This is a genomic window from Paenibacillus sp. 01T442 (genome assembly GCF_056398345.1).
In genome coordinates, this window is the sequence record NZ_JBFTPF010000032.1 from 44,276 (window position 1) to 70,541 (window position 26,266).

General features: G+C 44.3%; 21 protein-coding genes and 2 pseudogenes. 10 read left to right on the plus strand and 13 right to left on the minus strand.

Annotated elements, in window-relative coordinates; translation table 11 throughout:
• The first annotated feature begins 6 nt into the window (after positions 1-6).
• From AC1DLM_RS21470 to AC1DLM_RS21495, 6 genes are all read left to right on the plus strand, one after another.
• Entirely contained in the window at positions 7-792 is a 786-nt protein-coding gene (locus tag AC1DLM_RS21470) for a DUF3919 family protein (RefSeq protein WP_441990125.1), read from the plus strand.
• A 24-nt stretch (positions 793-816) separates the two neighbouring features.
• The gene (locus tag AC1DLM_RS21475) at positions 817-1,851 is read left to right on the plus strand and encodes an ABC transporter substrate-binding protein (RefSeq protein ID WP_441990124.1); all 1,035 of its coding nucleotides are present in this window, start codon (positions 817-819) and stop codon (positions 1,849-1,851) included.
• A gap of 181 nt (positions 1,852-2,032) precedes the next feature.
• Entirely contained in the window at positions 2,033-3,691 is a 1,659-nt protein-coding gene (locus AC1DLM_RS21480; RefSeq protein ID WP_477571125.1) for an ABC transporter permease, read from the plus strand.
• Positions 3,692-3,727: 36 nt separating this feature from the next.
• A complete protein-coding gene (locus AC1DLM_RS21485; RefSeq protein ID WP_477571126.1) occupies positions 3,728-4,804 on the plus strand; it encodes an ABC transporter ATP-binding protein in 1,077 nt (358 codons plus the stop codon).
• Between the two features lie 77 nt (positions 4,805-4,881).
• Positions 4,882-5,895 (plus strand): extracellular solute-binding protein, encoded by a 1,014-nt coding sequence (locus tag AC1DLM_RS21490; protein WP_477571127.1) that lies wholly within the window; start codon positions 4,882-4,884, stop codon positions 5,893-5,895.
• Positions 5,896-5,972: 77 nt separating this feature from the next.
• Positions 5,973-7,442 (plus strand): methyl-accepting chemotaxis protein, encoded by a 1,470-nt coding sequence (locus AC1DLM_RS21495; RefSeq protein WP_477571128.1) that lies wholly within the window; start codon positions 5,973-5,975, stop codon positions 7,440-7,442.
• 46 nt (positions 7,443-7,488) lie between these two features.
• Here the strand turns inward: AC1DLM_RS21495 and AC1DLM_RS21500 are convergent, their stop codons facing one another.
• The 7 genes and pseudogenes from AC1DLM_RS21500 to AC1DLM_RS21530 all read right to left on the minus strand — a co-directional run bounded on the left by AC1DLM_RS21500 (position 7,489) and on the right by AC1DLM_RS21530 (position 11,925).
• The gene (locus AC1DLM_RS21500; RefSeq protein WP_436240203.1) at positions 7,489-7,665 is read right to left on the minus strand and encodes a DUF2524 domain-containing protein; all 177 of its coding nucleotides are present in this window, start codon (positions 7,663-7,665) and stop codon (positions 7,489-7,491) included.
• A gap of 1,197 nt (positions 7,666-8,862) precedes the next feature.
• A pseudogene (locus AC1DLM_RS21505) lies at positions 8,863-9,292 on the minus strand (hypothetical protein); the annotation flags it as partial.
• 3 nt (positions 9,293-9,295) lie between these two features.
• Positions 9,296-9,487: pseudogene (locus AC1DLM_RS21510) on the minus strand (helix-turn-helix domain-containing protein); the annotation flags it as partial.
• 95 nt (positions 9,488-9,582) lie between these two features.
• Positions 9,583-9,759, minus strand: a complete 177-nt coding sequence (locus AC1DLM_RS21515; protein ID WP_441990118.1) for a hypothetical protein — start codon at positions 9,757-9,759, stop codon at positions 9,583-9,585.
• 99 nt (positions 9,760-9,858) lie between these two features.
• The gene (locus tag AC1DLM_RS21520) at positions 9,859-10,317 is read right to left on the minus strand and encodes a hypothetical protein (RefSeq protein WP_441990117.1); all 459 of its coding nucleotides are present in this window, start codon (positions 10,315-10,317) and stop codon (positions 9,859-9,861) included.
• Between the two features lie 52 nt (positions 10,318-10,369).
• Entirely contained in the window at positions 10,370-10,732 is a 363-nt protein-coding gene (locus AC1DLM_RS21525) for a hypothetical protein (protein WP_477571129.1), read from the minus strand.
• Positions 10,729-11,925 (minus strand): Alp7A family actin-like protein, encoded by a 1,197-nt coding sequence (locus AC1DLM_RS21530; RefSeq protein WP_477571130.1) that lies wholly within the window; start codon positions 11,923-11,925, stop codon positions 10,729-10,731. Before AC1DLM_RS21530 ends, AC1DLM_RS21525 begins: the two co-directional genes overlap by 4 nt.
• A 298-nt stretch (positions 11,926-12,223) precedes the next feature.
• Here AC1DLM_RS21530 and AC1DLM_RS21535 point away from each other — a divergent pair, with 298 nt between their 5' ends.
• Together AC1DLM_RS21535 and AC1DLM_RS21540 are read left to right on the plus strand one after the other, a co-directional pair.
• Positions 12,224-13,168, plus strand: coding sequence for a phosphodiester glycosidase family protein (locus tag AC1DLM_RS21535; RefSeq protein WP_477571131.1), 945 nt, complete (start codon positions 12,224-12,226; stop codon positions 13,166-13,168).
• Positions 13,169-13,186: 18 nt separating this feature from the next.
• Positions 13,187-14,197: a GtrA family protein gene (locus tag AC1DLM_RS21540; RefSeq protein WP_477571132.1), complete on the plus strand. Its 1,011-nt coding sequence runs from the start codon at positions 13,187-13,189 to the stop codon at positions 14,195-14,197.
• A 71-nt stretch (positions 14,198-14,268) separates the two neighbouring features.
• Here the strand turns inward: AC1DLM_RS21540 and AC1DLM_RS21545 are convergent, their stop codons facing one another.
• Both AC1DLM_RS21545 and AC1DLM_RS21550 read right to left on the minus strand, forming a co-directional pair.
• Complete coding sequence (locus AC1DLM_RS21545) at positions 14,269-17,658, minus strand: flagellin N-terminal helical domain-containing protein (RefSeq protein WP_477571133.1); 3,390 nt, start codon at positions 17,656-17,658, stop codon at positions 14,269-14,271.
• Positions 17,659-17,831: 173 nt separating this feature from the next.
• Positions 17,832-18,014, minus strand: coding sequence for a carbon storage regulator (locus tag AC1DLM_RS21550; RefSeq protein ID WP_056622538.1), 183 nt, complete (start codon positions 18,012-18,014; stop codon positions 17,832-17,834).
• Between the two features lie 616 nt (positions 18,015-18,630).
• On the opposite strand from AC1DLM_RS21550, the gene AC1DLM_RS21555 reads away from it, so the two are divergent.
• Complete coding sequence (locus AC1DLM_RS21555; RefSeq protein WP_441990111.1) at positions 18,631-18,804, plus strand: carbon storage regulator; 174 nt, start codon at positions 18,631-18,633, stop codon at positions 18,802-18,804.
• Here the strand turns inward: AC1DLM_RS21555 and AC1DLM_RS21560 are convergent.
• Positions 18,793-20,046: a LuxR C-terminal-related transcriptional regulator gene (locus AC1DLM_RS21560; protein WP_477571134.1), complete on the minus strand. Its 1,254-nt coding sequence runs from the start codon at positions 20,044-20,046 to the stop codon at positions 18,793-18,795. The two genes, AC1DLM_RS21555 and AC1DLM_RS21560, sit on opposite strands and share 12 nt — an antisense overlap.
• A 35-nt stretch (positions 20,047-20,081) precedes the next feature.
• Positions 20,082-23,180: an AAA family ATPase gene (locus AC1DLM_RS21565; RefSeq protein WP_477571135.1), complete on the minus strand. Its 3,099-nt coding sequence runs from the start codon at positions 23,178-23,180 to the stop codon at positions 20,082-20,084.
• A gap of 482 nt (positions 23,181-23,662) precedes the next feature.
• On the opposite strand from AC1DLM_RS21565, the gene AC1DLM_RS21570 reads away from it, so the two are divergent.
• Positions 23,663-24,016, plus strand: a complete 354-nt coding sequence (locus AC1DLM_RS21570; protein ID WP_477571136.1) for a DoxX family protein — start codon at positions 23,663-23,665, stop codon at positions 24,014-24,016.
• 57 nt (positions 24,017-24,073) lie between these two features.
• Here the strand turns inward: AC1DLM_RS21570 and AC1DLM_RS21575 are convergent, their stop codons facing one another.
• Together AC1DLM_RS21575 and AC1DLM_RS21580 are read right to left on the minus strand one after the other, a co-directional pair.
• Positions 24,074-25,723, minus strand: coding sequence for a stalk domain-containing protein (locus AC1DLM_RS21575; protein WP_477571137.1), 1,650 nt, complete (start codon positions 25,721-25,723; stop codon positions 24,074-24,076).
• Between the two features lie 144 nt (positions 25,724-25,867).
• The coding region (locus AC1DLM_RS21580; protein WP_477571138.1) for a phage tail protein at positions 25,868-26,266 on the minus strand (399 nt) is incomplete at its 5' end.

Consider the following 26,266-nt stretch of genomic DNA (forward strand, 5'->3'; position numbering starts at 1 on the left):
ATCTACATGCAAGAGGAGAAGAAAGGGCTTTCATGGTTGCGTCTCATCTTAGTACAAATCGTTATTGGTTGTACGTTGATCGGCATTTTTGCCTATGTGTTTCGTATCGGCGTCGATGAAGTGCGGATCGTCCCTAAAGAAGCAAATAGCCGTGATATGTTCGACGGTGTCCCCATGCGCATGAATGTGACGTATCCTGGGGTGGGCACGATTTCCATTGATGATCCTAAGGAGCTAATCGCGTGGAAAGCATCGTTTACCCGCATATTAAACGGGGGAAAGCCGCAAACGCGTGCAAACGCTTCACGGTTGCTGTTAACGGGCTCCATTGCCTATCTGGATCAGGAGGATATCCCTTTCCAAATCGGTACCAGCGGCTTTCGCTTCGGGACAGACTCGGTCAATTCACTGGAAATTAGCGCTGAAATCCGGAAACTGCAGAATATGCTCATCGACAAGACGCTCACTGCGGATACAGTAAGTGGGGTTATTGCAAACAGAAGCCATCACGTATTCCGTTTGCAAGATGGCCTGCTCACAGCACTTTCCGAGGCGGATCGGTCTGCGCTAACGTTGCAAATGCGATCTGCAGTCAGGCTGATCGATTTCAGTCATTTCGACTTCATGGCTGAACAGCCTAGTAGCCACTATGTCGTGCAATTGACCGACGAAGCGGGGAACGGAAAGCATTGGCTGCATCTTGACCGGTATGATAACGCTTACTTCATCGTTTTCGATTTGTTAGATGAAACCAACCATAAAGCTTATTTCAAGTTAAGTGATGCCTCCTAACATATCGAGGGGATGGTTGATGAAATGGCTAGAAAGAAAAGCAATAGTTCTATTATGATCGTGTCGGTCATTGTTGTCGTACTGGTAGCAGGATTCTTTCTGTACAAATCAGGTGTTTTTGGCGGGACATCGAAAGGTAAAATTACGGTGTACTCTATCTTCCAAGAAGAAGAGGCCCGCAAGATCTTAGATAAATTCAAAGCAGAAACGGGGATCGACTACGACGTCCTTCGTCTGCCAAGCGGTGAGGCCGTGACCCGTGTACAAAATGAGATGGGCAAGCCTCAGGCCGACTTCCTGATGGGCGGTCCCGCTGATTCGCATGAGGTACTGAAAAAAGCCGGTGCGCTTGAAGCCTACACTTCGCCGAATGCCAAAGATATTCCTGACAATATGAAGGACAAAGAAGGCTTCTGGACTGGATTCTATCTTAATCCTATCGCTATTGGTATCAACGAACAGCGTTGGAAAGAGAAGTATGCTGCAGCTCCTTACCCGCAGACCTTCCAAGAGCTGCTAGACCCTAAATTTAAAGGCGAGATCGGAATGTCCGACCCTGCTACTTCGGGTACAGCCTACACAGCGGTAGCTTCCCTTGCGCAAGTATGGGGGAAAGATGAGATGCTGAAGTATGTTGCCAAACTTCTGCCTAATCTTAAGGAAAGACCGAAATCCGGCATTGAGCCGATTCAGAAGGCAGCCAAAGGCGAGTACACGATCGGTATTACTTTCCTTGGTGACCAGTTAAAGATGAAAAATCAAGGCAACCCGATTGTCAGTATCGTCCCTGAAGCCGCAGGCTATGAGGTTGGTGGACTGGCAATCGTCAAAGGCGGCGCTAACACGGCGGGTGCTAAGAAACTAATGGATTACATGTTAACCAATGAACCTGGACTTCTTTACACGGAGTCTGCTTTTGCAAGTTCCGTGAAACCGACTGTACCGATTCCCAAAGGCGGCATTGATATTAAAGCAACGAAATATAACACAACCTACAGCTTGTGGAAAGCTGCTGAACAGCGTAAAGAGCTGCAAGATGCACTAAAAGATCTTAAATGAGAAAACTTCTATCGAGGCCATTCACAGATGAGCAACCGCGTTAAGAGGTAAGTTTTATCGCCAATAAGAATGCCGTTTTCGCTTGTGGAAAAAGCCTATGTACAGGGCATTGAAGCAATACTTCTTATGCTGATCAATGCCCTCCTACACAATGAATTTGGAAGGTGGTCGTGAACCCCTTATGATCATAGAAAAAAAGGGTATGGGTTCCTCGATTGGCAGACTGATGAAAGATCCATCATCGCTGATCCTTGTCCTCATCAGTTTCGCTGTTCTCTGTCTCTTCGTCATTTATCCGCTTATTTATGTGATAGCGCTGCCAGGAGCAACGGATTGGACAACTTTTTTCAGCAAAAGTCGGTATGCCAAGGCTCTGCTCAATACCGTTGTTAGCTCCTCCTTATCCGCTCTAACCGCAACCATCTGCGGCTTTATTTATGCGTACTCCATTCATTACAGCAACATCGTGGGGAAAAAGTTTTTCCGTTTTATCGCCTTCCTCCCGATTCTTGCGCCTTCTGTTATGACTGGCCTGGCCTTCCTGCTTTTATTCGGCAGAGGAGGTATGGTCTCACAAACCATGAAAGCATGGTTTAACGTCGAACTGGACTTATACGGACTGCCGGGCCTCTGGATCGTACAAACGATTTCGTATTTTCCACTTGCCTACATGACCATAACAGGCGTCCTTCGCTCCATTTCGCCAAATCTAGAAATTGCTGCACAGAATCTAGGTGCACGCGGCTTCAAGCTTTTCCGCACCATTACGTTTAAATTAGCACTTCCCGGCGTCATTAACGCCTTTCTGCTCGTCGCAATCAACTGTTTTGCGGACTTTGGGAATCCGAAGCTGATTGGGGGCAATTACTCTCTCTTAGCTGTTGAAATCTACGGAGAAATCATTAATAACGAGCCTGGTCTCGCATCCGTCATGGGTATTATTCTCGTCATTCCTGCCCTGTTGGTATTCATGATTCAAGCCAAGCTGCTGTCCAAAGGTTCCTACTCGACTATTACTGGAAAGCCTGTTTCAGGACTCAACCGGGTGAAGACTTCCCGTAAGACAGATATCTTTCTTTTCATATTCAACAGTATTATGGCGCTCTTTATCTTGTCCATGTTCGCGATCACCATCCTGTTCGCCTTTACCAAAAACTTCGGACGTGACAACACCTTTACGCTGGATCATATGTTCAAAATCGTGTTTAATCCCTCCAGCCCAGCTGTCATGAACAGCTTAGTCTTATCGCTCATCAGTTCTATTCTGGCTGTTGGCTTCGCCCTTGTGTTGGCCTATGTTGTTGTACGCAAGCCATTCCCCGGCAAAAAATTGTTGGATTTCACAGCCGTATTGCCGATTGCTTTGCCTGGAACATTCGTTGGTCTTGCCTTGATCGTCGCTTTCAGTAATGGACCTATCATGCTGCAAGGATCAGCTATTCTCATTATCGTCGCCATGCTGCTTAAGCAGATGCCAGTCGGCTATCGTGGTCTCACCGCTTCCTTTAAGCAGGTAGATAAATCGATTGAGGAAGCTGCAACGAATCTTGGGGCGGACAGCCGCCGCACATTAACAACCATCGTATTTCCTATGCTGCAAAAGACCATCGTTGCGAACTTCGTCTATGCATTTATGAAAAATATGAACACCCTAAGCACAATTGTCTTTCTTATTACGCCCAAATGGGTCGTCGCCGCTGTATCCATCTTCAATTATGCAGAGACCGGCACTTACTACTGGGCAGCAGCTGTTGCCGTCGGTTTGATGGGAACAACGCTCGCTACGCTTGGTGTGATGAAGCTCATTTTCCGCTCGAAGGTCAAAATATTCGATTTCTAACTATACGTAACACTGACGTCCTAAGGAGTGAGAATCATGAGTTCACACATATTGTTAGATTTAAAAAATGTGGGTAAGGTGTTTGGCAGCAACCACGTTCTTAAACAGATCGATCTGCAGATTGAACGCGGAAAGTTTATTACTTTTCTCGGTCCAAGTGGATGTGGGAAAACAACTCTGCTGCGCTCGATTGCCGGCTTTTATACCATTGATGAGGGTGAAATTCGGATCGACGGTCAGCTCGTCAATGATCTGCCCCCTTATAAACGCGGAACACCGATGGTATTTCAGGAATACGCCCTGTTCCCGCACATGACGGTATTCGATAATGTGGCTTACGGGCTGGATATTCAAAAGCGCCCTGAGGCGGAAATACAGGATCGCGTTAAGTCTGCGATGGCTAAAGTGAAACTGACCGGACTTGAGGAGCGGTATCCGCATGAGATGTCCGGGGGGCAACAGCAGCGGGTAGCTATGGCGCGAGCACTCGTCATGAACTCGCCGATCATCCTGCTTGACGAGCCGCTAAGTAACTTGGACGCGAAGCTGCGTGAAGAAGTACGTGTGGAGCTGCGCAGCATCCAGCAAGAGCTTGGTTTAACCGTCATTTACGTCACTCATGACCAACTGGAAGCCTTATCGATGTCCGATCACATCGTTGTCTTCAACAAAGGCGCGATTGATCAGTACGGCACACCACATGATATTTATTACAAGCCTCGCACGCCTTACGTCGCTGACTTTATCGGGACAACGAATTTCGTTGATGCCGTTGTACGTGAATCTGCCAATGGCAAAGCTACTGTGGAATATGGTACGAGCAAGCGTACGGCAAGCGTGACGATTGATGAAGCTGTGACGGCAGGTGAGAAAGTGCTGCTCAGTATTCGACCTGAGTCCATGCGTATTAATGCAACGAATGCCGGCGAATTTATAGTGAGCGGCTTCGTGAAATCTTCCATGTTCCTCGGCGAGAAGGAACGATACTTCATCATAGATGATGATATGAAAGAATGGATTGTCGATGCTTATGATATCGGTTTGACAAGATATCAGGGGAATGTCACCATTAGTGCAGCCGATGACAAAATTCATTTAATTAAAATAAGTTAATTCAACATATGAAATAGCAGCGGGTTGAAAAGGGAAACTTCGGTTTCCTTTTTCGGCTGTTCAGAGGAGGTTTCACCATGTGGAAAAAAGGTTTATTCGTACTCATCGTCGGTATCGGAGTGTATCTTGGATATCTCGTCTTAGGGGAGAAGCAAAGTAACCAGCCTCTTAAGGTATACGTCATCTTCCAGGAGGATGCAGGGAAAATTCTGCTCGAGACGTTCAAGGAACAAACAGATCAACCGTATGATATTATCCGGATGTCCAGTGGTGAAGCGAGCTACCACCTGCTGACGCTGGGCAAAACGGGTATTGACGTCGTGCTCGGTGGCCCTGCTGATCTACACGAGCAGCTCAAAAATAAGAGTAAATCGATTCGTTATTCATCTGCCTCCGCTGGCAGCATCCCCTCCAAGTACAAAGATACGGACGGTTATTGGACTGGCATTTACATGGGTGCACTGGCCATTGGCGTCAACCAAACTGTCTGGCAGCAAGATCCTCAGCTGGCGAACCTTCCGCTGCCACAGCGGTACGAGGATCTACTGCGCCCTGAGCTTAAGGGCAAGATCGAGATTCCTGACCCAGAGACGTCGGGGACAGGCTACACACTGCTCGCATCGGTTGCCCAGCAGCGCGGGGATAGCGCAGCGATTGATCTCATGCAAGCGTTGAAGAAGCAAAGCGCCTCCATGACGTTCGCCGGCAACACGAGCGCACAGCATCTAGCTGAAGGCGAAGTGGCAGCAGCTGTCTCCTTTCTAAGCGACCAGCTGCGTTTCAAAAACTCGGGCTATAACATAAGTTCGCTTATTCCACCACAGGCAGGGTGGGAGATCGGTGCTGTCTCCATCCTAAAGGGAGGCAACAACCCTGCTGCAGCCAAACAGCTTGTTGATTTCATGCTCTCAAAGGAGGTTCAAACCGATTACATGAACACGGCATTTTCTTTCCCTGTAGCGCTAGATATCCCTGTGAATCCGCTACTCACGCCAGTAAAGTTGGAGAATCTCCTTGCTGCGTACCGCTTTGATCTAGCTGCGCAGCAGCATGAAAAGCTGCTGAATCAATGGCGGGAAGCGTTGGATTAGTACCCRTTAAATTTATGTAAAAATTTGTCGTTTCATGTTATCATCTTAACGTAACATTATAAGGAAAAGGTGGACAGATGATGAATTATATGGAGACATTGCACCGCCGCAACAAACTGCTTGTGAATATTATTTGGGGAATGCTTGCCCTCGGCATAGCTGTCGATTTCCTTACGGCTGCAGGTATGGATTCGATCATCGTCCTTCTCGTTGTCGGCACATTGACCAGCGGATTGGCAACCGTTCTTACCTACAAACGTTGGCTAACCACCTACATCATGTACATCATATCCGCCATTATCACACTACTAACGTGGTTACTCATATTGACGGGTCCCATCTTCACAACCTATCTCCTAGTCTACGTGAATCTAGCCATTATGACGTTGTATGGCAGCTCGCGCGCAATTGCATTCTCCAGCTTCTTGGGTGTCGTTCTAACGGCCTACTTCTTCATAAGCCCTTATAAAACCGAGATTTTCGGCGACAACGATATGGTAAATATGTACATGTACCTTGCTTTAATTGCTGTGCCCTTATTCGTATCTACGAAATTCAGCGAGAAATTACAAAAAGATATCTTTTCTGAGCGGGAACAGGCCGTTCTGGAGAAAAACAAATCCGTCGATTTGGTTAATCTCGTCTCCTCTTCCCTAGTCTCACTTACACAGTTCAGCTCAAATCTGAGGCAGAATGCGACAGCAACGGGCTCTATTTCTAGAGAAGTAACCTTAGCCTTCGGGGAAATTACCGCAAGCACGGAAACGCAAACGTCCAGCATTAATGATATTACCGAGTCCATTCGACATATCGAGCAATCCGTCACCTCCTTGGCTGACCGCTCAGCTGAAATGAGAGATCTCTCCGTAAGCTCTGCCCAACTGACCCAAGTGGGGAGTGAAGAAGCAGAGTCCTTAGAGATTCAAATGAAAAGTGCCCACGAGACCATGGATTCTTCCGTTCAGTTGATGAACGATCTAGACAGTCAGAACTCGCGGATCAGTGATATTGTTGCGACGATTAAGCATATTTCGACGCAGACGAATTTGCTTGCCCTGAACGCAGCCATTGAAGCCGCACGTGCAGGCGAGCATGGTAGAGGCTTCGGCGTTGTTTCACACGAGATTCGAAAATTAGCCGAAACCTCGCAGCAATCTACCGAACAGATCGAGCAGATTCTCGAGGATATTCGCTCGAAAACAACGCAAGCCGCGGCGCAGGTCTTACAGGGTCAGCAGTCCGTAGCGAATGGCAGCGATGCCGCGCAGAAAGTCGTACAAGTCATGCATGCACTGGCGACCGATGCTGGTCAACTGGAAAGCCAGTCCGCTCACGTGGAACAATCCGCAGAGAATCTTCACCAACAGTACACGCGAATTACGGACCAGATCGTCACGATTGCTGGTATTACCGAAGAAAACATGGCGTCCATCCAAGAAATGTCAGCAAGTATGACGACACAGGACAGCCGAATTCGCGATATTCTGGAGAGCTTCCTTCAGCTCGATAAGCTCACTTCCGATCTCAATCGGATGACGAAGAATTAATATTAAAAGAAGTCCATGCCTCAGATGTAGAGGCATGGACTTTTCTTCACTTAGGGTTATGTTCATGCGTGATGGAGCATTTATTCTGTATAAATTGGATCTGATTTTTTAGCCGATTGCGCTGCTCTTCCGAGCCTTGGAACTGTTCAAGTTCCTGTATTAAATTGTGCAAATCATCTCCCGCATTCGCGCAATCATAATTGCTTTCTACATTTTCGAGCATATTCCAGCCTCCTCATGTACGATCAGCGTTATTTTCCACCTTTGTTGCTGCTCTGATCCTCTGTACGTGTGGTTGTATTTTTTCTGGATTGTCCTTGCTGTTTGTGACCTGACATGTTGCTCACACTCCTTAAGATGTAGTTTGAGTTAATGCGAGTTTATTATAAGCAGTTGATTGAATTTGATACGATCCAAAAAATAAAAAGTCTTGCAACACTTAACGATTATTCGACTACTTTAGAAATCTGGGATGTGCTTGTTTGAAATGTTCCACTTACTATTGAAACGTTAACTGTTGTTGCATCAAGTAGCGCTGACGTGGGCAACGTTAACTTTATGGTTTRATGACTTGAATCAGCAGAATCGTACTGGGCCGTTGCTACCGTAACATTGGCTTCATTTGATGTAATTTGAAAGAGAGCTGGATCTAACCCATATGAAATATCTAGTGTCGAATCCACTTGTATAATCATTCTCGGTTCCCGTTTTATTACTAAAAGCAGAAAGCACCGTTATGTCATTCAACATGTCTTCCAGTGCTCCGAGTGCTATTTCTACCTCGGTTAATTTGTTTCTGCTAGTTTCAGTGACTAAGCTTTTCTGATTCTCTGTAAGACCACTATAAGCAGATCGTGCTGCGTGAATAACATCTTTATGAAATAGCTTCACTTCTAATGGGTTTGGTAACTGCTCAATGGCCGCCGTTACTGCAATGCTGCATTCGTATCTTCAAGTGACACATGAAGGAAGACTTCAAGTTCAACTAGCCCGCTGAAGGCAGCTCCGTTTGTAAAAATAATCTTGATTGGATCCGATGAAATCGTATTGAAATCGACATGATTCAGTGTATTTGCAGTCTTGCCTCTGGCGTATTAATTGCCGCTGTTGGTGTCTCAGGCGTTTTTTTACGCTAGGAATATTCACCGTTGGTTAGTATGAGTACGACTTGCAAAGCTCGCTACTTCAAAGAATAACCGGATTTTCTGAAGCTAAAATTCAGCTTTTCATCATTTTGGCGCAAATAAATGGATTTTCTCATGTTAATTTCGATGAATTTATCCATAATGTACGATTAGAACCAAATTAGCTGTAGTAAATCCATTTAAACCTTCGAAAGTAGAAATCCCCACGAAATTAGCTGTAGAATATCCATTTAATCCATTCATAAAGCTCACACTCGGAACGAGACAGTTAGTCTCTACCTCTTTAACTGATGAATCGTAGCCGCAATGCCCTCCTCAAAGCTGATTGCGGGGATCTGCCCTATCCAACGTTCGTACTTTTCACCACTAAGTCGAAGCGGATCCGTCGTAGCCGCATCTGGTAAATAAACATACTCACGTGGCACATCCATGTTCCCAATGAAGAAAGCCATCTTGCCAGCAGCAACGGCTTCTAACGTAGAACCTAGATACGAGGCTTGATTGGCCGTTGGGCCATAATAATCGGGCAGACGAGCAATCAATGGGCGTGCTTGCTTCCACCGCTTGTCGAAAATCATCTGTTCAAATTGCAGCCTAATCTGTCCTTTTCGCGTGTGAGGCTGCTTAGGGTGCTTCTCCGTAAAAATGCGCTTGTTTTCTTCCATAGGGGTAGATGCCATCAACCGCGACCACCTTGAGACCCACTGCAATTCTTGCCCAAGAGGCTTCCAGTGCCGCGAGCATCAACGCCTCTTTGGTTGCAAAAAAGCGGAAAACATACGGCTGTGAAATACCCGCTCGCTGCGCAACCTGCGCTGTCGTCGTACGATAATAGCCTGTTTCCGCAAAAACCTCAATTGCGGCCGAATCATAGTACTTGTGTAACAAGAAACAAACCAAAGCTCCACTGCTTCTCACCTTCGTTGTCGTCAGGTCGACATCAAAAAGGCCATCCTAAGTAGGATGGCCTTACTTTGTAAACTTTATCGAATCCTCTATTCGTGCTGCTCTTGATCGCTCAAATCCGCTGTCGAGGAAACCTCGCATGCCTGATTGGCTGCCGCTTCAAACTCTTCCTCATTGCTCGATCCCAACTTGTCCCCATACTGGTCAAGCCTGCCAGGCTGCCCTGCTGGGCCGTCATTATCTGGCTTATTATTTCTTCCGCTCACATGATCACCTCTTAGCGTTGATGGTTCGATTGCCAGACACATTGGCCTTGGCATACGCTTTAGTGTGTCTCATTTGGCTCCAAACCATCCTCACTCAGCTTAGATCGCGATTTGTAGCCAATCGGGGTATTCATCCAGGTAGCCATATTGACTTAACTCTCGTAACGAATTGCGAATGCTAAGCTCATCCTCACCGGATTGGCTCGTTAATTCCAGTAAGTCATGCAATTGAATGTGCGGGTTCTCTTTGCAAAAGATAAGTAAACCCTTAGCCGCCCATGAGAGGCGATCATCTTGGAAATCGCCAACCATCCGGCGAAACAGTTTGTGCGGAAGGATTTTAAGATCAACGAGGTCTTGCAGCGCCTTCATCGCCTGCTTGTCCGTCATTCTCCCAAGAATGGCAATCTCCGATATCACAGGGAAATTGGACTCAGAGCCAAAGCTTTTCAAAATAATGTAGACCATTTGAGAACACAAATCTAGACCTGGTTGACGGAAAATATCATCCGACAGTGTAAAATTACGCGTACCCTCACTTACTTGTCCGTTAGACATGTCGATGTCCTCCTTTTCATTATGATCGGAGTTCACCCCACCCAGTTACATCCTACATAAGCTTGCCGGCATTACGACCAGCTTGGCGAAATATATCTTCTAAACTGAAGTTCTTCTGTCTGTTAGAAACCGGGATATCCACAGATTCCTGGTGTTCCATGGGTGCGGTAATGAAATGATCATCCTCTACGAATGATTCGATAGTATGATTGAGATCCTCTTCGCCTACCAACGTAGCTAGCGATTGTTCGTGAAGGATATGCTTGGTCAAAATCTCCATAATGCCATGACTAAACATGCCTTCAGCTTTCAACTGGTTCATATACGCAATGACCTCTGGCGGTGTTTCTGTCGGAATGTATAGGGTCACATCCTTACCCGGACTCACCAAAACAGTCGATCTCCGTTTCTTCAATCCGCTCCGCTCCCAGCCTCAGTTTCCTTCTGGGTTTCCTTGCTTGCCGCTGCTTCATTATTTGTTTGTTTCAAGGCATGCTCCAGCAAAAAGAAAGTACCGCGCACATTGCGGAATTGACTGTACTCTGATTTATCAAATCGGATCGGCAAGCCTAACTCGGCATTTAGTTTCTCGATCCAAGGTTGCAGAACGATGGCCCCGCCCCCGATAAACCAGAACTCATTCGCATAGCGAACATGTTTCCAAGAGTTGCGGGCGTATTTTAACACCTTTTCGGCTAGGATACGCATGTGACGGTTTACGAGGCTCGTCATGTCAAAAGCCACTTTACCCTCAGCGTAAATTTCATATTCCTTGTTAACTAGCATGATCGTCAGTTCCGCGGTGCTTGAGATTAACTCTTCTCCTTGGGCGTTGATTTCATTACGAATGCTTTCCAACGCATCGTTTAAATAGATTTTAGCCCCCGTTGAATGCCGTTGATCCAGATCAAGCCCCGGTCTGAAGAAAGCAATATCCATATCGACACCGCCAACGTCTGCAATCCCGAACCCTTTATGTGACAACTGTGACTTGGTTGTAGCCTCCATGTCATAAACACCTGACACATCATCAATGCTGATATCCGATGGCAGCGTAAACTCCATTTCCACTGTTACGCCTTTAAAAATCGGTGTCGTAACAAACGTAATGGAATGAACGCCACCTGTTATCTTTTGTGCAAATTCTTCGCTAAACTTCGTAATTTCTCTTATAGGCAAACCTGTTCCTAAGTGCACCGCAGCTTTAATACGATTCTTACCTCGTTTAATCGCATCCTCATGCTTCGTGGCAATGGCATAAGCCGCAGCCGTTAGGAGCGTAACCATGGTTTCAGGCCGCTGAGCTTTCTTTTGTACCGCTTTATCTCCGACAATCTCATGAACGATTCCTTCGTCACCAATAGCCAAGTTTCCAACGTAGACATGACGATATTGCTCTGTATCAATCGCTGGCGATGTGATTTGCACATCTAAGAAATCCAAGGGATCTCCTTGTTCCATCAGTAAAAAGCGCTCCCCAAAAGGTTGTGCGACAACATTAGGGAAAATAAAGCTGTTGTTCAAATCGTCATAGATGCCTTTAATATGACTGCTGCCGTTATCAATGGATAAGTGCATAGTTGTGGTAAGAATATCATGTTTAGCCATGTCTATTTCCTCTCCCAACCTTAATAGATACTATAAATAGATTCGGTTGATAGCGGAGATTTAAGACGGTTACTAGGAATTTTTAACAATTCTGATTTGAGGGAGGAAATGAAGTTTAGCATGTAAAGTTTGGCGTTTGAAGTTCAAAATTTAACGTTTAAAGTTTAAACTTTAGTGGTTAAATCGTACACTTTGAACTTTATGTAAGTGTGCTAACAGTCACTCATTTGCCTATCCTGCTGACATTTAAGCTTCACTAAGGTTGCCGTACTACAATGATTTTATGAACCGGAGAGGAGTGATCATCATTTTCCCCCAGCGAAAAAGAACCAAAATTATCACCATCATCGTTATATTTCTGTGTATCATTGCTGCGATTCTCTATTGGCTTGCTAATCGTTATTTATTCGAGCACGTCGAAGTTGTCGTCGCCCAGAATAACGTCGTAAATCAAGATTTGACCGTGAAACAAGCAGCGTCACAAGCGCAATCCGATGACTGGAATTATAAGGACGACAACCAGATGATTAGCATCAAACAAGTGCAAACGGGCTCCGGAGCTGATACGATCACTTATTTCGTCGCCGACGTGACTTTCAACAATAGCACGAATCTGCTCACAGCTTTAGCTAAAAATGCCTTCGGCACAAACATCATCGAGAATACTTCGACAATTGCTGCGAGCAACAACGCTGTATTCGCGATAAACGGCGATTATTACGGCTTTCGCAACGACGGCGTCATCATTCGAGGCGGTACCGTTTACCGCGATGAGCCTGCGCGTGACGGCCTTGCCTTATTCAGCAATGGCACCTTGCAAGCTTATAACGAAGAGGAGATATCTTCCCAAGATTTGCTCGCTGAAGGGACTACGAATACCTTTTCCTTCGGCCCCACCCTCGTCAAAGATGGCGAGATAGCCGGAGATTTCTCCTCCGTACAAATTGATAAAAACTTCGGAAACCGATCGATTCAAGATGCCAATCCGCGCACCGGCATTGGGATGATCTCGCCGAATCACTTTGTGTTTGTCGTGGTCGACGGACGAAAAACCAACTATAGCCGTGGCATGACGTTAACTGAATTCGCGAATCTTTTCCATGAACTCGGCGCTACCGAAGCTTATAATCTCGATGGCGGCGGTTCTTCCACGATGTATTTTATGGGCAGAGTCGTTAATAATCCACTTGGCAAAGGCATCGAACGAGGCGTAAGCGACATTATCTATATTCCTAAATCTTAAGCAAGGAGGACTGATACCATGACCATCCTCATCCCCTCCTACGAGCCGGACGAAAGGTTAATTTCCCTTATCCATCATCTAAAAGAAGTTAGCGACGATTCGATCCTTGTCGTTGACGATGGCAGCGGTGAAGAATACCGCGGTATTTTTGATTCAGCGAAGCAAGCTGGTTGTACCGTGCTCACGCACAAGATGAACCAAGGGAAAGGCAGCGCATTGAAAACGGGCTTTGATTATGTGAGACAGCATGGTGGTAGTGATGGCGTTGTCTGCGCTGACAGTGATGGACAGCATCTGCCTGAAGATATTCTAAGGCTCACGAAAGCCGTTCGCGAGCACCGTAATCATATCGTACTGGGCAGCAGACAATTCACGGGCAAAGTTCCCATGCGCAGCCGCATCGGGAATTCGGCTACGCGGATGGTTTACGCTCTGGCGACGGGCAAGCCCATACAAGATACGCAAACTGGCTTGCGGGGCTATTCCTCCGAAATGTTGGATTGGCTATGCCAAATTCCAGGCAATCGATTCGAATATGAAATGAATATGCTTCTCGAGGCTCCCCATGTGGGATATGACTTGGTTGAGGTGCCGATCGACACCGTCTATTTAGACGACAATAAATCTTCGCATTTTCGCCCACTCGCCGATTCTGCTAGAGTTTACTTTCCCTTCCTGAAATTCTGTGCATCTTCAGGATTCGCCGCAATCTTGGATTTCCTATTGCTGATCTTGCTGCAATGGATGACCTCCAATTTGCTCGTTTCCATCATTGGATCACGATTGTTAAGCTCCATATTCAATTACACCATGAATCGCAAATTTGTTTTTGCCAAAAGGAACGGAGTGGCTATCCGCAAATCGTTGCCCCGGTATTTCTCTCTCGTTCTCATTATCATGTTATTGAACTACGGTATTATGTACCTGTTTCATGAAAGCATCGGCATACCGCTCATAGCTGCAAAGCTTATTACGGAAGCCTTATTATTCTCATTCAGCTATTGGGCACAGCGAAAGATCGTATATTAAAAAGCAAAGAGCTCAATGGAAATAAAAAATGGACTCTAGAAAATCTAGAGTCCATTTGATTAAAGCTATGATTAACCACGAAGTAATTGAAGAACACCTTGAGGCTGTTGATTCGCTTGAGCAAGCATAGCTTGTGCAGCTTGTGCAAGGATACTAGCTTTGGACTGGTTCATCATTTCTTTCGCCATGTCTACGTCACGGATACGGGATTCAGCAGCCGTTAAGTTCTCGGAAGACGTATTCAAGTTGTTGATTGTATGTTCCAAACGGTTTTGGTAAGCACCTAAGCTTGCACGTTGTGTAGATACTGCGTTGATCGCATCATCCAATACGCTAATAGCTGCAGTTGCTTTTTCAGTGGAGGAAATATCCAACGCGAATTCTGTATTCGTGTTGCTAGTTCCGTCTGTTACTGTTGAAACTGCTGTGTAGGATGCTGTTTTGCCATCGCTAGCTGTTACAGTTCCTGTAGCAGAATCACTGATGTTTAATGCTTGGCTACGCATATCAGATACACCAACAGCGATCGTTTGCTCAGCATTTGCGCCTACTTGGAAACGCAAACCTTTGTCTGCTGTAGCAGCGCCAGCAGTGCTAGTTGCATTTGTTACATCTAGTTTCAATGTTTTTGCCAAGTCACCAGCTGAAATGCTTACACTTCCAGCAGCTCCGTTAGTACCCGAAGTGATTTGGAATGCTCCGTCTGTGAAGTTAACAGATGCATTAGCAAGTGCTCCACCAGCTGCACGAATTTGTGATTGAAGATCAGATGCTAGACCACCTGTTGTGTAGTTTTGAGCAGCAAGTGTAATGTTAACAGCAGTTCCATCAATTGTGATTGTTCCTGTGTTGTTAGCATTGCTTCCTTGCGTGTTCGTTGTGGAAGTTAAGCCTAAAGCGTTAGCTGCTGAACCTGTAACTGAAGTAATGCTGCTTTCGGAGCCAGACAAGCCGTTTGTGAAAGTCAATTTATTACTTGCATCGAAGGAAGCAACAACGTTACCTGCTCCAAACGCAGTGTTCAATTTTCCGTTCAGATCAGCTAGCAAGCTAGTTTTGTCACCAGCGTTAGTAAAATCATACGTTGCATCAGACAACGTAATGCTCTTGCTAACACCATTTGCAGTAATATTCAGCGCATTGTTACTGCTTGAAACGCCTGCTGTAAAGGAATCCGCAGGAGCTGCTTTCAGAAGAGCTGCTGCCCCACCGCCATCGATAGTTATTGTGTCGGATGCATTTTTCGCTGCGAAGACGACTTTATTGCTTGCATCAAAGCTAGCATTGATGTTACCTGCTCCAAATGCTGTATCCAATTTGGATTGAATGTCAGCTAGGAAATCAGTCGCACTGTCATTGCCGCCAGCACTATAATCAGCTGTAGCAAGTGTTACTGTTTTGGATACGCCATTGTATGTCACATCCAACTTGTTGGACTCTGTACCTTGTGCGCTGCCGCTCAAGCCTAGAGCTGTTGCTGCCGTACCACCGATGTTGTCGATAGTGCTCGCAGTACCCGTTGTATTGTCAGTTAACACCAATTTACCACTGCTAAATGATGCGGCAACATTACCTGCACCAAATGCAGCATCTAATTTCGCATTGATATCTGTTACGAAGCTAGTTTGCTGACCAGCATTGGTAAGGTMTGTATAGTTACCTGACAATGTGATTGTTTTGTTCGTACCATTTACAGACAAGGACAATTGGTTGTTGGCAGTTGGTGTGCTAGCAGTCAATGAGTCAGCCGCGCTGTTTTTAACCACTTTATCTAGCAAACCGCCACTGTCAAGCGACAACGTGTCACCAGCATTTTGTGTTGTGAATTTAATATTCTTGCTTGCATCTAGGGAGGCAGTAACTTTACCTGCACCATAAGCTGTTGTCAGCTTAGCGTTAAGATCCGTTAAGAAGTCTGCTGTTGTTTTACCTGCAGTGCCATCATAATCGTTTACCGCCATTGTAATGGTTTTTTGTACGCCGCCGTACGTTAATGTTAAGGAATTGTTTTCAGTTCCTTGCGTAAGTGTCGCTGTATCCAATCCAAGCGAAGCTGCTCCGTTACCCGTAATGCTAGTAATTGTGCTGCCTGAACCTGTCGCACCATCAGTCAACTTTAACTTACCTGCTCCATCAAATGATCCAACAACGCTACCCGCTCCGAATTGAGCGTCCAATTTCGCGTTAAGGTCAGCCAAGAATGTAGCTGCTCCGCCCCCTGTCAAATCGTAAGTAGCAGATGCTAAGGTAATATTTTTAGTTGTACCATTAACAGTCAAGGATAATGTATCATTCTGTGCAACGGTAGTTGTCGCTAAAGCGCCACCTAAATGTGATGTAGCTAGTCCACCACCATCAACACTGAAAGCAGTACTTGTTCCTGCGTAACCAATTTCTATTTTATTGGTTGTAGCATTCAAGCTCACACTGATGTTGGTATCTCCACCCGCGGCAGTTCGCATTGCAGTTTGAAGATCAGCGGCAAAATCAGTAACCGTATTTCCAGCAGTACCATCATAATCTTTAGCTGTCATTGTTGCGGTGTATGTGGATCCACCGACCGTGAACTGCAATTCATTGTTTAGCGCTGTGACGTCTGGACCTACAGCAGTAGCATAAGTCGATGTTCCAACCGCTTCTTGATGTGCAGAAGATGAGACTTTGAAAGCTGCATTCGTATTTAGAACCGTTCCACCAACCGCAGTTGCACCAGTCGTCGCAAGGTTAGGCCCTACTGCAGTAGCATAGTCATTGGTACCTGTAACTGAAGGAGCAAATGCGCCAACGTTTTGTGCAGTTAGAGCCGCGCCTGTAAGAACAGCTTTCGTTTCACCAACGTTAGGTCCGGAGTTGTTAGTACCTGGTGTAGTAAATGCTTTAGTACCCGTAACTGTTGGTCCACCTACAGCAGAAATTTGTGTGGAAGTACTCGTAAGAGCAGTACCTTTTGCTGTAGCTTGCGTAGCAGCAGCTAGAATGTCAATGTTACCTGAGGAAAGTTGTCCACCTTTAACATTAGCTGTAACAGCTGGTGTTACGTTGATTTTTCCGTTAAGCAATTTAAGATTATTGAACTCAGTTGTATTACCGATACGGTTGATTTCTGAAGTCAATTGGTTTACTTCGGATTGAATTGCATCACGGTCATTCGCTGTGTTCGTACCGTTAGCTGCTTGTACAGATAGCTCACGCATACGTTGAAGAATGTCATGAGTTTCGCTAAGTGCGCCCTCAGCTGTTTGAATCAAAGAGATACCGTCTTGCGCGTTACGGGAAGCTTGATCTAAACCGCGGATTTGACCGCGCATTTTTTCGGAGATTGCTAGACCTGCTGCGTCATCACCAGCACGGTTGATGCGAAGACCGGAAGACAATTTCTCGATAGATTTGCTTTGGTTTGCTGTGTTCGTACTCAACTGACGGTGCGTGTTTGTTGCTGTAATGTTGTGATTAATTCTCATAATAGACTACCTCCATGTGGGTTTTTGAATACACATCCGTTTGCATTCATTAAAGCTTAGGGATACGTTCCGACAATTGCTCGTTGAATGCGCGCTTATCCAACATCAATCGTAAGATCCGTAACCCTGCTCATCCCTGATCCACACCACTCAGCCTTGAATGGAAGGTAATCTTATTCGTTATCTATATGTTTATTTTTCATTTCCTCTTCAACCAATTCTCCACGAACAATTGAAATATCCCGCGGTGCATCGATCGCCAGACGCAAATGTCCTTCTTCACTTTTGATGACTTTCACCGTAATCTTGCCGTCAATCAACACATATTCTCCAGGTCTTCTTCCTAAAACCAACATCCATCTCATCTCCCTATGAGTTAGTATGAAAAAAAAAAAGATGAGCAAACGACTCGATGTCTGTCTTCATCCTGAAGATCGACAATCGAGCTGTTTGCTCATCCGTAAGTCACTCTATGCTATTGGTCTTGCATCTAAATCTCTATTCCTATATCTAAAAAAACACAAAAAGACGAGTAAATTCACATAGCTACTTTTCAGTCAACCTGAAAAATGCCATGCTCATTCACTCGTCCTTGAGTGGATATGATATCCTTTACCTGATATATCGGCGGTACATGTTTAAATGTGAATACCTTTTTAAAATAAATTCTATAAATCGACATCTAATTACTTCGGAACTTCTATTTTGCACTTCATGTCGAATAAAATTGAATACAACTTTCGTTATACTCCTGATCGTAATGTCATCCTTATGCCTTTTTTTTGTATCACTTCAACTCTCTCGTTTGATACCGAAAACCTAGGACTTATGCCCTATTCCACTGTCATAATTATTATTTTTGATCCGTTATAACTTTCGTTAGATTACTTTTTCAGGGCAACCAACTAAGATAATACTCATAACCGATACTCGTTGAGTCTCATGGGTAAATACGATTAAGGAGTGCACAATATGCTGGTTGTTGGAAGAAAGCCGGGTCAATACATCGTGATTGATGAGAAGATCATAGTAAGAGTGATTAAAAGTGATGAGGGTCACTTACGTCTCGCCATTGAAGCACCACAAGATATTCAAATTATTCGTGGGGAATTGCTTCAAAAGGAAATAACACACTTAGTTCAATAGTTGAAGCTCTCTTGCTTTGGAAATGGCTTGTACCCTTCGATTTACTTCCAGCTTTCCATAGATGTTGAAAGCGTGGCTTTTTACAGTTCCTTCCGTAATATCTAACTGTACAGCAACTTCCTTATTGGACAAGCCTTCTGCCATTAAACGAAGAATTTCTATTTCTCGACTCGAAAGCGATTCAATTAATGTGGGTGACACTTTGACATCCGTACTTTTTACATCCTCAACGGAATTGATCCTTATATAGGACATTCGTGAGAATATCATTTCTAATACTTCCAACCGATCTGTGGTAAATGCATCAGATGTTAGATTATTTTCCATGTACAAGATGCCATCTCGGTGATCTGTATATCGAAAAGGTAAACACAATATTGATTTAGGTTGGTTCACCCGAATATAAGGATCTGTTACGAATATACTTTGACGAGCATCACCAAGAATGAGCGATTCTCGTGTTCGCATCACGAATTGTGCCACGGAAGTTGAAAAGTGGGCTCTGGTATCCCCATGGCTCTCTTTCTTATGGTTGCTTTCCTTTTCAGCCTCTACAGTCCATATACCCTCATTTCCTAATAGGATACATCCCCTTTCAGCGCCAACATTATATATGGCCAAATTAAGAAAATCATTGAGTAACTCCTTCTCCGCTTTACCCTTTGAAACAATCTTTGAAGCTTGTCGGAGCGTGTCCATATCTAATTCGCTATTAAGGACATTATTGGGCCTTTTATCAACTGCCGCGGTTTCTTTCACTGCATGGTCGCCACGATCATCGGAAGGGTTCATCTCATTGAAGATGATGGCCATCAGTGACGGATTGCGATCCTGTAAACTTTTCACCTTCCCAAAAGCCCCCCATTTATAATAGGCCTTACAGGCGTCCTGAAGGTAAACTTCCGCTCTTTTATGGTTATCCAACTGCAAGTAATAGTGAGCAACCCTTTCATTCACAATCGCTTCATCCTGTGGACATTCGTTCTTTTGCGCCCATTGAATAGCTTGATCATACAGGGTCTCTGCTTTAGCAAATTCTTGATCCCAAATAGCCAATTCTGCAAGCATCGTCCAATATCTAGACAATGTGCTTTCCGGAACGAGCTTCGTCCATTGTTTCATTCGAGACAACAGTTGATTAAAAATTTTGCGATAATGACATTTCATACGCTGCGGTGCGCTTGGATATATAGCAATAATGGATAATGCATAATAGAAGCAGTGTTTCTGCTTGATTGGCACCAGCACTGCTGCCTCGAGATCCTTCGATTGTTCCGCTATCGCGGAGCTTCCGGGTAATGGCCATATAGGTACGAGACCTCAAGCTTACAAGTGTAATAGTAATACAGATTGACATTGTGCTGAGCGAACAAGAATTCTTCCTGTTTCAGTTGGCTCTCGTCAAAATACCCTTTGTTAAAATTCAAATGGTTGGAATCCGTCGTATTTTGCAAGAGATCAACATATTGCATCGTTTGATTTAGTACTCTCAACGTCAATTTATCCAAAACTCGGGTAGATTTTTCAGCATTCATTTTACATATATGATCTAAGTGCCGCAAATCCTTGCTGCCCGCAATTAATTGGCAGGATAGGGCATGTCCAGCATAAAGTAAATCACCGCCTTCCAAACTTAACTGTCCCGCTTTTTGAAAGTACGAACCTGATTCCTGAGGTCGCACCAATTGTAAAATTAGCCCTACAATAACTTGAATTTTCCCTTGCAGTAGGAGGCTGTCCGTTTTCTCGGAATAGTGGAGCGCGATCTCGGCTAGACGTAACGCAGTTCCATAACTTTTAAATCCGAAAGCCAGTGTCATGGCATACGAACCAAGCGCAATGGCCAACGCTTCGGCGTGCCCCTGATCCAAGGACATTCGTACGTATCTTGCAAACAAAATGACGGCCAGTTCATCATTTGCAACAAATAAAATCGACGATGAGACCATAACTATTTCCGCTAATGCTTTATGCAGTGGGTCTTGGCTCAGCGGTAAGTCCTTTAAATGACTGCGCTTTCCTGCAAGCATGACTTGCGTGTAGATAATCTCCCTCATAATGGATAGCCGAGAAGATTTGGATGGAATAAGAAGCCCAAACTCAGCCACAGCTTTTAAAGCAACGTCGCTCGCTTGTCCTACTTTTTTTTGAAATGCATACATCGTAATTTGGATAACATAGATCTTTGCTCTATCCAAAACATCATTTACATGTAGCAATAACTGCTCGAGGACAGTTTCCGCTTGTTCAAAGTAACCGCAGAAATACTGGCATTCCGAACATTCAATTAGAAGTTTGGCGTAGAGATCAAAGTGCTGGGACCACCCTTCGGTCGCAATTAATTGAGAGCCCTTCTCCAATAGTTCCAATGCCTGGACATAGGCTGCAGATGCTTTAGCCTTTCTTCCTGCTCGTAAACATAGCTCGGCCAACTTTTCAATTTCCACCGGGTCCGTCATAAGCTCGCTTCCTAAATTTAGATGATGTACAATCTCAAACAGATGCTCGTCCCACGGTTCTGATTGTAAATAACAAAGCATCAAGCGGCCTATTTTCAAATGGACATGCGTTTTCTCTTCTTTCGGTATGTAATCATAGGCTACCCTCTGCACCTGATCATGTAAGAACACATAGCGATCATTTTCAATTAATACCAAACCTGCACTTAGTGCGGGCACTAAATCCTGTTCCGTTTGTTCCGTCTCCTGCCCACATAGCATAGACAACATATGAATTTTAAAAGATTTTCCAATACAACCAGCTAAATGCAGGACTTCACGAGTTTCATATGGAAGCGTTTCAAACCTTCCCACGATTAAGCTACTTACATCCTGAAAGCCGTCACATTCTCTAATCTCTTGTATATGCCATTCCCATCTCTTCTGGTTCAAATCGAAATAGATTAGCTTTTTCTCATAAAAAATTTGTAACATTTGCTTTAAATAAAAGGGGTTTCCGGCTGTTTTTTGATAAAGGATTTTGGCCAACGGCATAATTCTGCTTTGATCGGTATGAAGCGCATCCGCTACATATTGTATTACGCTTAGGTAGCCTAGTGCCTCAAGGTTAATAGAGCGAATAGACGTATCTCTTATTGGTGAGAGGTCAGAAAACATGCCAGTTATTTCATGTTCTTCATCGACTTCGTTATTTCGAAATGTCCCGATGAGGAAAAGATATTTATTCGAAGGATCAAACATTAAAACCCGAAGCAAATCAATCGAGGCAGAATCGGCCCCTTGCAAATTATCCAACCAAATCACCAAAGGATGATCCTTATCTGCAAAGACCTTAATAAATTTGCAAAAAAGCGTTTGAAATCGGTTTGTTGATTCAACTGGAGGCAGTGTCTCAACCTGAGGTTGTTCCCCTATTATTAAGGCTAGCTCGGCAATCACTTCAATAAGAACAATGCCACATTGTCCTATGGCCTTTATAATCTTTTGACGCCATAAGGAAATATGATCTTCATCTTCTGTAAGTATCTTCCTAATTAAATTGCGAAATGCTGCAATAAGTGATGCGTACGGGATGGATGTATGTAATGGATCGAACTTACCTGAAATAAAATACCCCTTATTATGCATAACGGACGTTTGAACAGCTTGGACTAACGTTGTTTTACCACTTCCAGCATGACCACCGATGAACATGATCTCCTTAGAACCCGAACAGGCTCGTTCATAAGCGTCTTGCAGCTCCTGTTGCTCTTTTTCTCGGCCATATAGCTTATCCGGTAGCCGAAATCGGCTAAGTTTATCTATTATACCTAGTGGAAAGGACTCAATCATTCCATTCTGCTTTAGCTGGTCCGAACATTTTTTCAAGTCATCCAGAAGTCCATATGCGCTTTGGTAACGCCTCCCCACTGTTTTGGACAGTAACTTCATGATGAGGTCGCTTAACATAGGTGGAACTCCCTTTTTAACTACACTCGGAGGCAATGGAAGCAACGCCATGTGAGCATGAATCCATTCGTTAGCCGTATTCGCTTTAAAAGGTAGCTCCCCAGTCAGCAACTCATATAATATCACACCTAACGCATACAAATCGCTGCGTTGATCAACCTTCCACTTCATGCGGCCAGTCTGCTCTGGTGACATATAAGCAAATACTTTGATAAGGTCCTCATTTTGTTCCAACGTTAGCACATTAATCCGATGTGAACTGGATTCGGAAATCAGTTTTAGCGCTAATCGCCCGTCTTTGGATTGAATAGAAATATTGTCAGGGCTTACATTATGCAAAACGACACCGCTACTATGTAATTTTCTAATCCACTCCACTAATTCCAAAGCTACGTATAAAAAAAACCAAAGATCGGATGAATTCTTTTGTATATATGAACTTAATTTCATCTCGTTGTGATCTTCCAAAGCGCTATCCCCCCATGCGGATAAACCTATACTTTGTGCGTAGGCTCATTACGGTAAGCCCTACTACCTGTAAAGCAAAATGATGATTGAACAACCTACGGAATGTGGATAACCAAGGGTGTAGTCTCGACGGTCCACAATTAACATTCTCTAATACTAATATCCCTCCCTATTTACTTGCCTATTAACGAAAGTATAGCATGAAATACGTCGACGTAGTAGGACTTTTGTCATGGTATTTTATACCCAGTAATTTCATTCTATCGCTCAAAATGCAAATTACTCTCTTTATTGGACAACCCCAGGTTATTCTCCAGATAAAGGTCGGAAGGTCGGGCATGGCCCGGAAAAAGCACAGACATACTAAGTATGGACTGCGATCTTCTTCATATAACTTATAAGTGCCTACTTCCTTAATCGAATACTTTGCGTTTAATATACCTGTAGAGATGTCAAAAAGTAATGTGGAGGTTTCACCATTCATGAATATCGCACTATGGATCATTCAAGGTCTTGCAGCAATAGGTTTTGTCTATTCTGGTTGGTTGAAGGCCTTTCACTATGAACAAGCCAAAGCCTCTTGGGGATGGGTAAAAGACGTATCAAAATCGTTCGTTGTCTTTATTGGGATCGTTGAATTAACCGGAGCACTTGGACTTATTCTGCCTCAGGCGGCGAATATTGCTCCTATATGGACACCAATTGCTGCTACTGGGCTTGCCGCAGTTGTTCTTCTCGGCGCCCTTTTCCATATTTCTCGAAAGGAATATCGAGAAATCGGCGTGAACATTGTGTTCTTCGCGTTAGCTGCACTTATTGCGATCAGTCGGTTCTAAGCCGACGCATATCCATAGAAAAACCTCTATCCACATGTGGATAGAGGTCTCTTTATGCTAGTAACTAATTCTAACCGTTCGTGTTTTGTCCTCATAATCTACCTTAGCGCCAAGCACTTCAGACAGCAATCTAACTGGGATAATCGTAGAATCGTTGTCCAAAATAGCTGGTGAATCCGTTGCCATTTCCACACCATTTAGTGCATAGGCATTTTTGGTCGTAAAGAGGGTGATGGTTCTGCCTTGTTTCGTGTATATAGCTGCTTTCTGTTTATCATCCCATTCTACGGATGCCCCGAGTGCCCCTGCTAAATCTCTTATCCAAAGGTAGGAGCTGCCATCTTTAATAATAGGTTTTTGCTTCATAGGCACCTTAACATCATCCAAGATGAATTTATTATCTGCTAGTCCAAAAGAAACCACATGCTGCAACTTGCCAGATTGGTTCATTTGCTTCACATACGCGGTAGAATCGTTATGCAATTTACTTTTCCCCACATACGCAATAGGTTCCGTACGGAACTCCCACTTCTTTTCATAGATCTTGGGTTGATTATCTTCAATGACAGACAACTTAACGTAAGCCGTGTAGACCGTATCCGGGGAGAGTGGCTTAGTCGGAATTAACATAACTTCACTTTGCAGATGATCATCGTCTAGAGGCGTATTCAGCAATAGATCCAGCTCCTTGCCCTTACTATCCGTCAGCTTGGATTCGACTAATTTGACATCTCTAACAAATCTTCCTGAAAGTTGCGCCATGATGGGATAACCAACAGGGTACTTGGTACCGGCATGGTTTCGGATCGGGTCTGGCGTCTCATGACCGTCAAAATCAATCGGAACATAAGGATCGCCCGGAGCCGGAGAAACGACTAATCGCGAGTTCCATTCATTCGTTAGTCCAAATTCAATAACCGTATAATCACCTTGTTTATCAAGACCAATTTCTATGGCATCTAGTGTTAAGAAAGGCGTACGGTGATAAGGGGCATCGAAAATGCCATCGATCGCTTGTGTGATCGTTGCTTGTGAGTTTCCATTGTAAGAGACGTCTTCCGAGAAATTTCCGGCATACGAAGCGTACATACCGCGCTCATACAACTTACTTCCGATATAACCGGGGAGCTTACTATTTTCTTCGTGCATTGATACCCCAGACTCACTAACCTTGTTCGTTTCTAAATATTGCGCATGCAGTTTGGCCGCATACGTTAGGTTCTTATTGAAGGTAAGGGGATTCAAACCATGCATAACCCTGTAATCGTTAATCGCTTTAATGCCTTCTAATTGCTGAGCCGTAGGTGCCCCAGGCAGATCAGAAATGGCTTTTTCGTCAACACGAAATGTCCAACTCTTCTCAATCGGCATGTAGCCGTCCTCTTTAAGCTCCAATACAATATTAACGGTATGCTCTCCTGCCTTTAAATCCGCCGTTGGCGTATAAGACAGGATCATTCTACCAATGTCCCATTGCGCGTCTACTTTGACTTGGTCGATTTTCATCGTATAGCTTTTGAACTCGGGTGTGATATCGCTTTTTACAAATTCAAACACGATCGTTGGCTTCATCAATCCAACTTTTCCTTGCGGATACCAATAGGAAGAATAAGATGCCGCCTCCACGTGTGGCTGAGCCATACATAACCCCGAAACTACAATAAAGAAACCCAGCAGCACTTTTAGAAATTTATTTCGATATACCATAGATGTGTTCCCCCTGCGTTATAGACCTACCAATTATTAACATTCTATGTTTTTCGACCCATTTCCTTCTTTTTTGCAATGAAAAAATAGATATCTCACATGTATTGTGAAATATCTACCTTTATTTACACATATCTTCGAAGACTAGTATTGTCCTTTAATTACAAAATACGAACCTCGAATCGTTCCAGCTAGTTTGGACTTCTGTCTAGCAAACTTAAACTTCGGTTCTAGTTCCTTGGGAATCTCCATCCCCTCAGAAAGCTTAAAGCCAACTGCCCGCTTCTTAGGGTCATCCACCGTATACATGACATTAACGCTAAGACCATCCTCATAAAAAACGTAGGTAAACTGAATGTTTTCCACTTGAAAACGCGATGTTTCTAGAGGTTTAGCCGCGAACGCAATATCACGTTCTTTCAAAATTTGGTTCACATAATCAAGGTTCTCCTGACTTTCGCTAGCGGGTATAACCGTAAATTCATGTTTGTATTTGTTCATAAAGTAACGGGCTTCATTCGCACGTAAACCAGCAAGCGCTTC

Coding starts and splice junctions, on each gene's coding strand:
- AC1DLM_RS21485 (WP_477571126.1), top strand. CDS start 3,728: ATGAGTTCACACATATTGTTAGATTTAAAAAATGTGGGTAAGGTGTTT.
- AC1DLM_RS21475 (WP_441990124.1), top strand. CDS start 817: ATGGCTAGAAAGAAAAGCAATAGTTCTATTATGATCGTGTCGGTCATT.
- AC1DLM_RS21540 (WP_477571132.1), top strand. CDS start 13,187: ATGACCATCCTCATCCCCTCCTACGAGCCGGACGAAAGGTTAATTTCC.
- AC1DLM_RS21530 (WP_477571130.1), bottom strand. CDS start 11,925: ATGGCTAAACATGATATTCTTACCACAACTATGCACTTATCCATTGAT.
- AC1DLM_RS21480 (WP_477571125.1), top strand. CDS start 2,033: ATGATCATAGAAAAAAAGGGTATGGGTTCCTCGATTGGCAGACTGATG.
- AC1DLM_RS21570 (WP_477571136.1), top strand. CDS start 23,663: ATGAATATCGCACTATGGATCATTCAAGGTCTTGCAGCAATAGGTTTT.
- AC1DLM_RS21555 (WP_441990111.1), top strand. CDS start 18,631: ATGCTGGTTGTTGGAAGAAAGCCGGGTCAATACATCGTGATTGATGAG.
- AC1DLM_RS21495 (WP_477571128.1), top strand. CDS start 5,973: ATGATGAATTATATGGAGACATTGCACCGCCGCAACAAACTGCTTGTG.
- AC1DLM_RS21520 (WP_441990117.1), bottom strand. CDS start 10,317: ATGTCTAACGGACAAGTAAGTGAGGGTACGCGTAATTTTACACTGTCG.
- AC1DLM_RS21575 (WP_477571137.1), bottom strand. CDS start 25,723: ATGGTATATCGAAATAAATTTCTAAAAGTGCTGCTGGGTTTCTTTATT.
- AC1DLM_RS21470 (WP_441990125.1), top strand. CDS start 7: ATGCAAGAGGAGAAGAAAGGGCTTTCATGGTTGCGTCTCATCTTAGTA.
- AC1DLM_RS21490 (WP_477571127.1), top strand. CDS start 4,882: ATGTGGAAAAAAGGTTTATTCGTACTCATCGTCGGTATCGGAGTGTAT.
- AC1DLM_RS21500 (WP_436240203.1), bottom strand. CDS start 7,665: ATGCTCGAAAATGTAGAAAGCAATTATGATTGCGCGAATGCGGGAGAT.
- AC1DLM_RS21550 (WP_056622538.1), bottom strand. CDS start 18,014: ATGTTGGTTTTAGGAAGAAGACCTGGAGAATATGTGTTGATTGACGGC.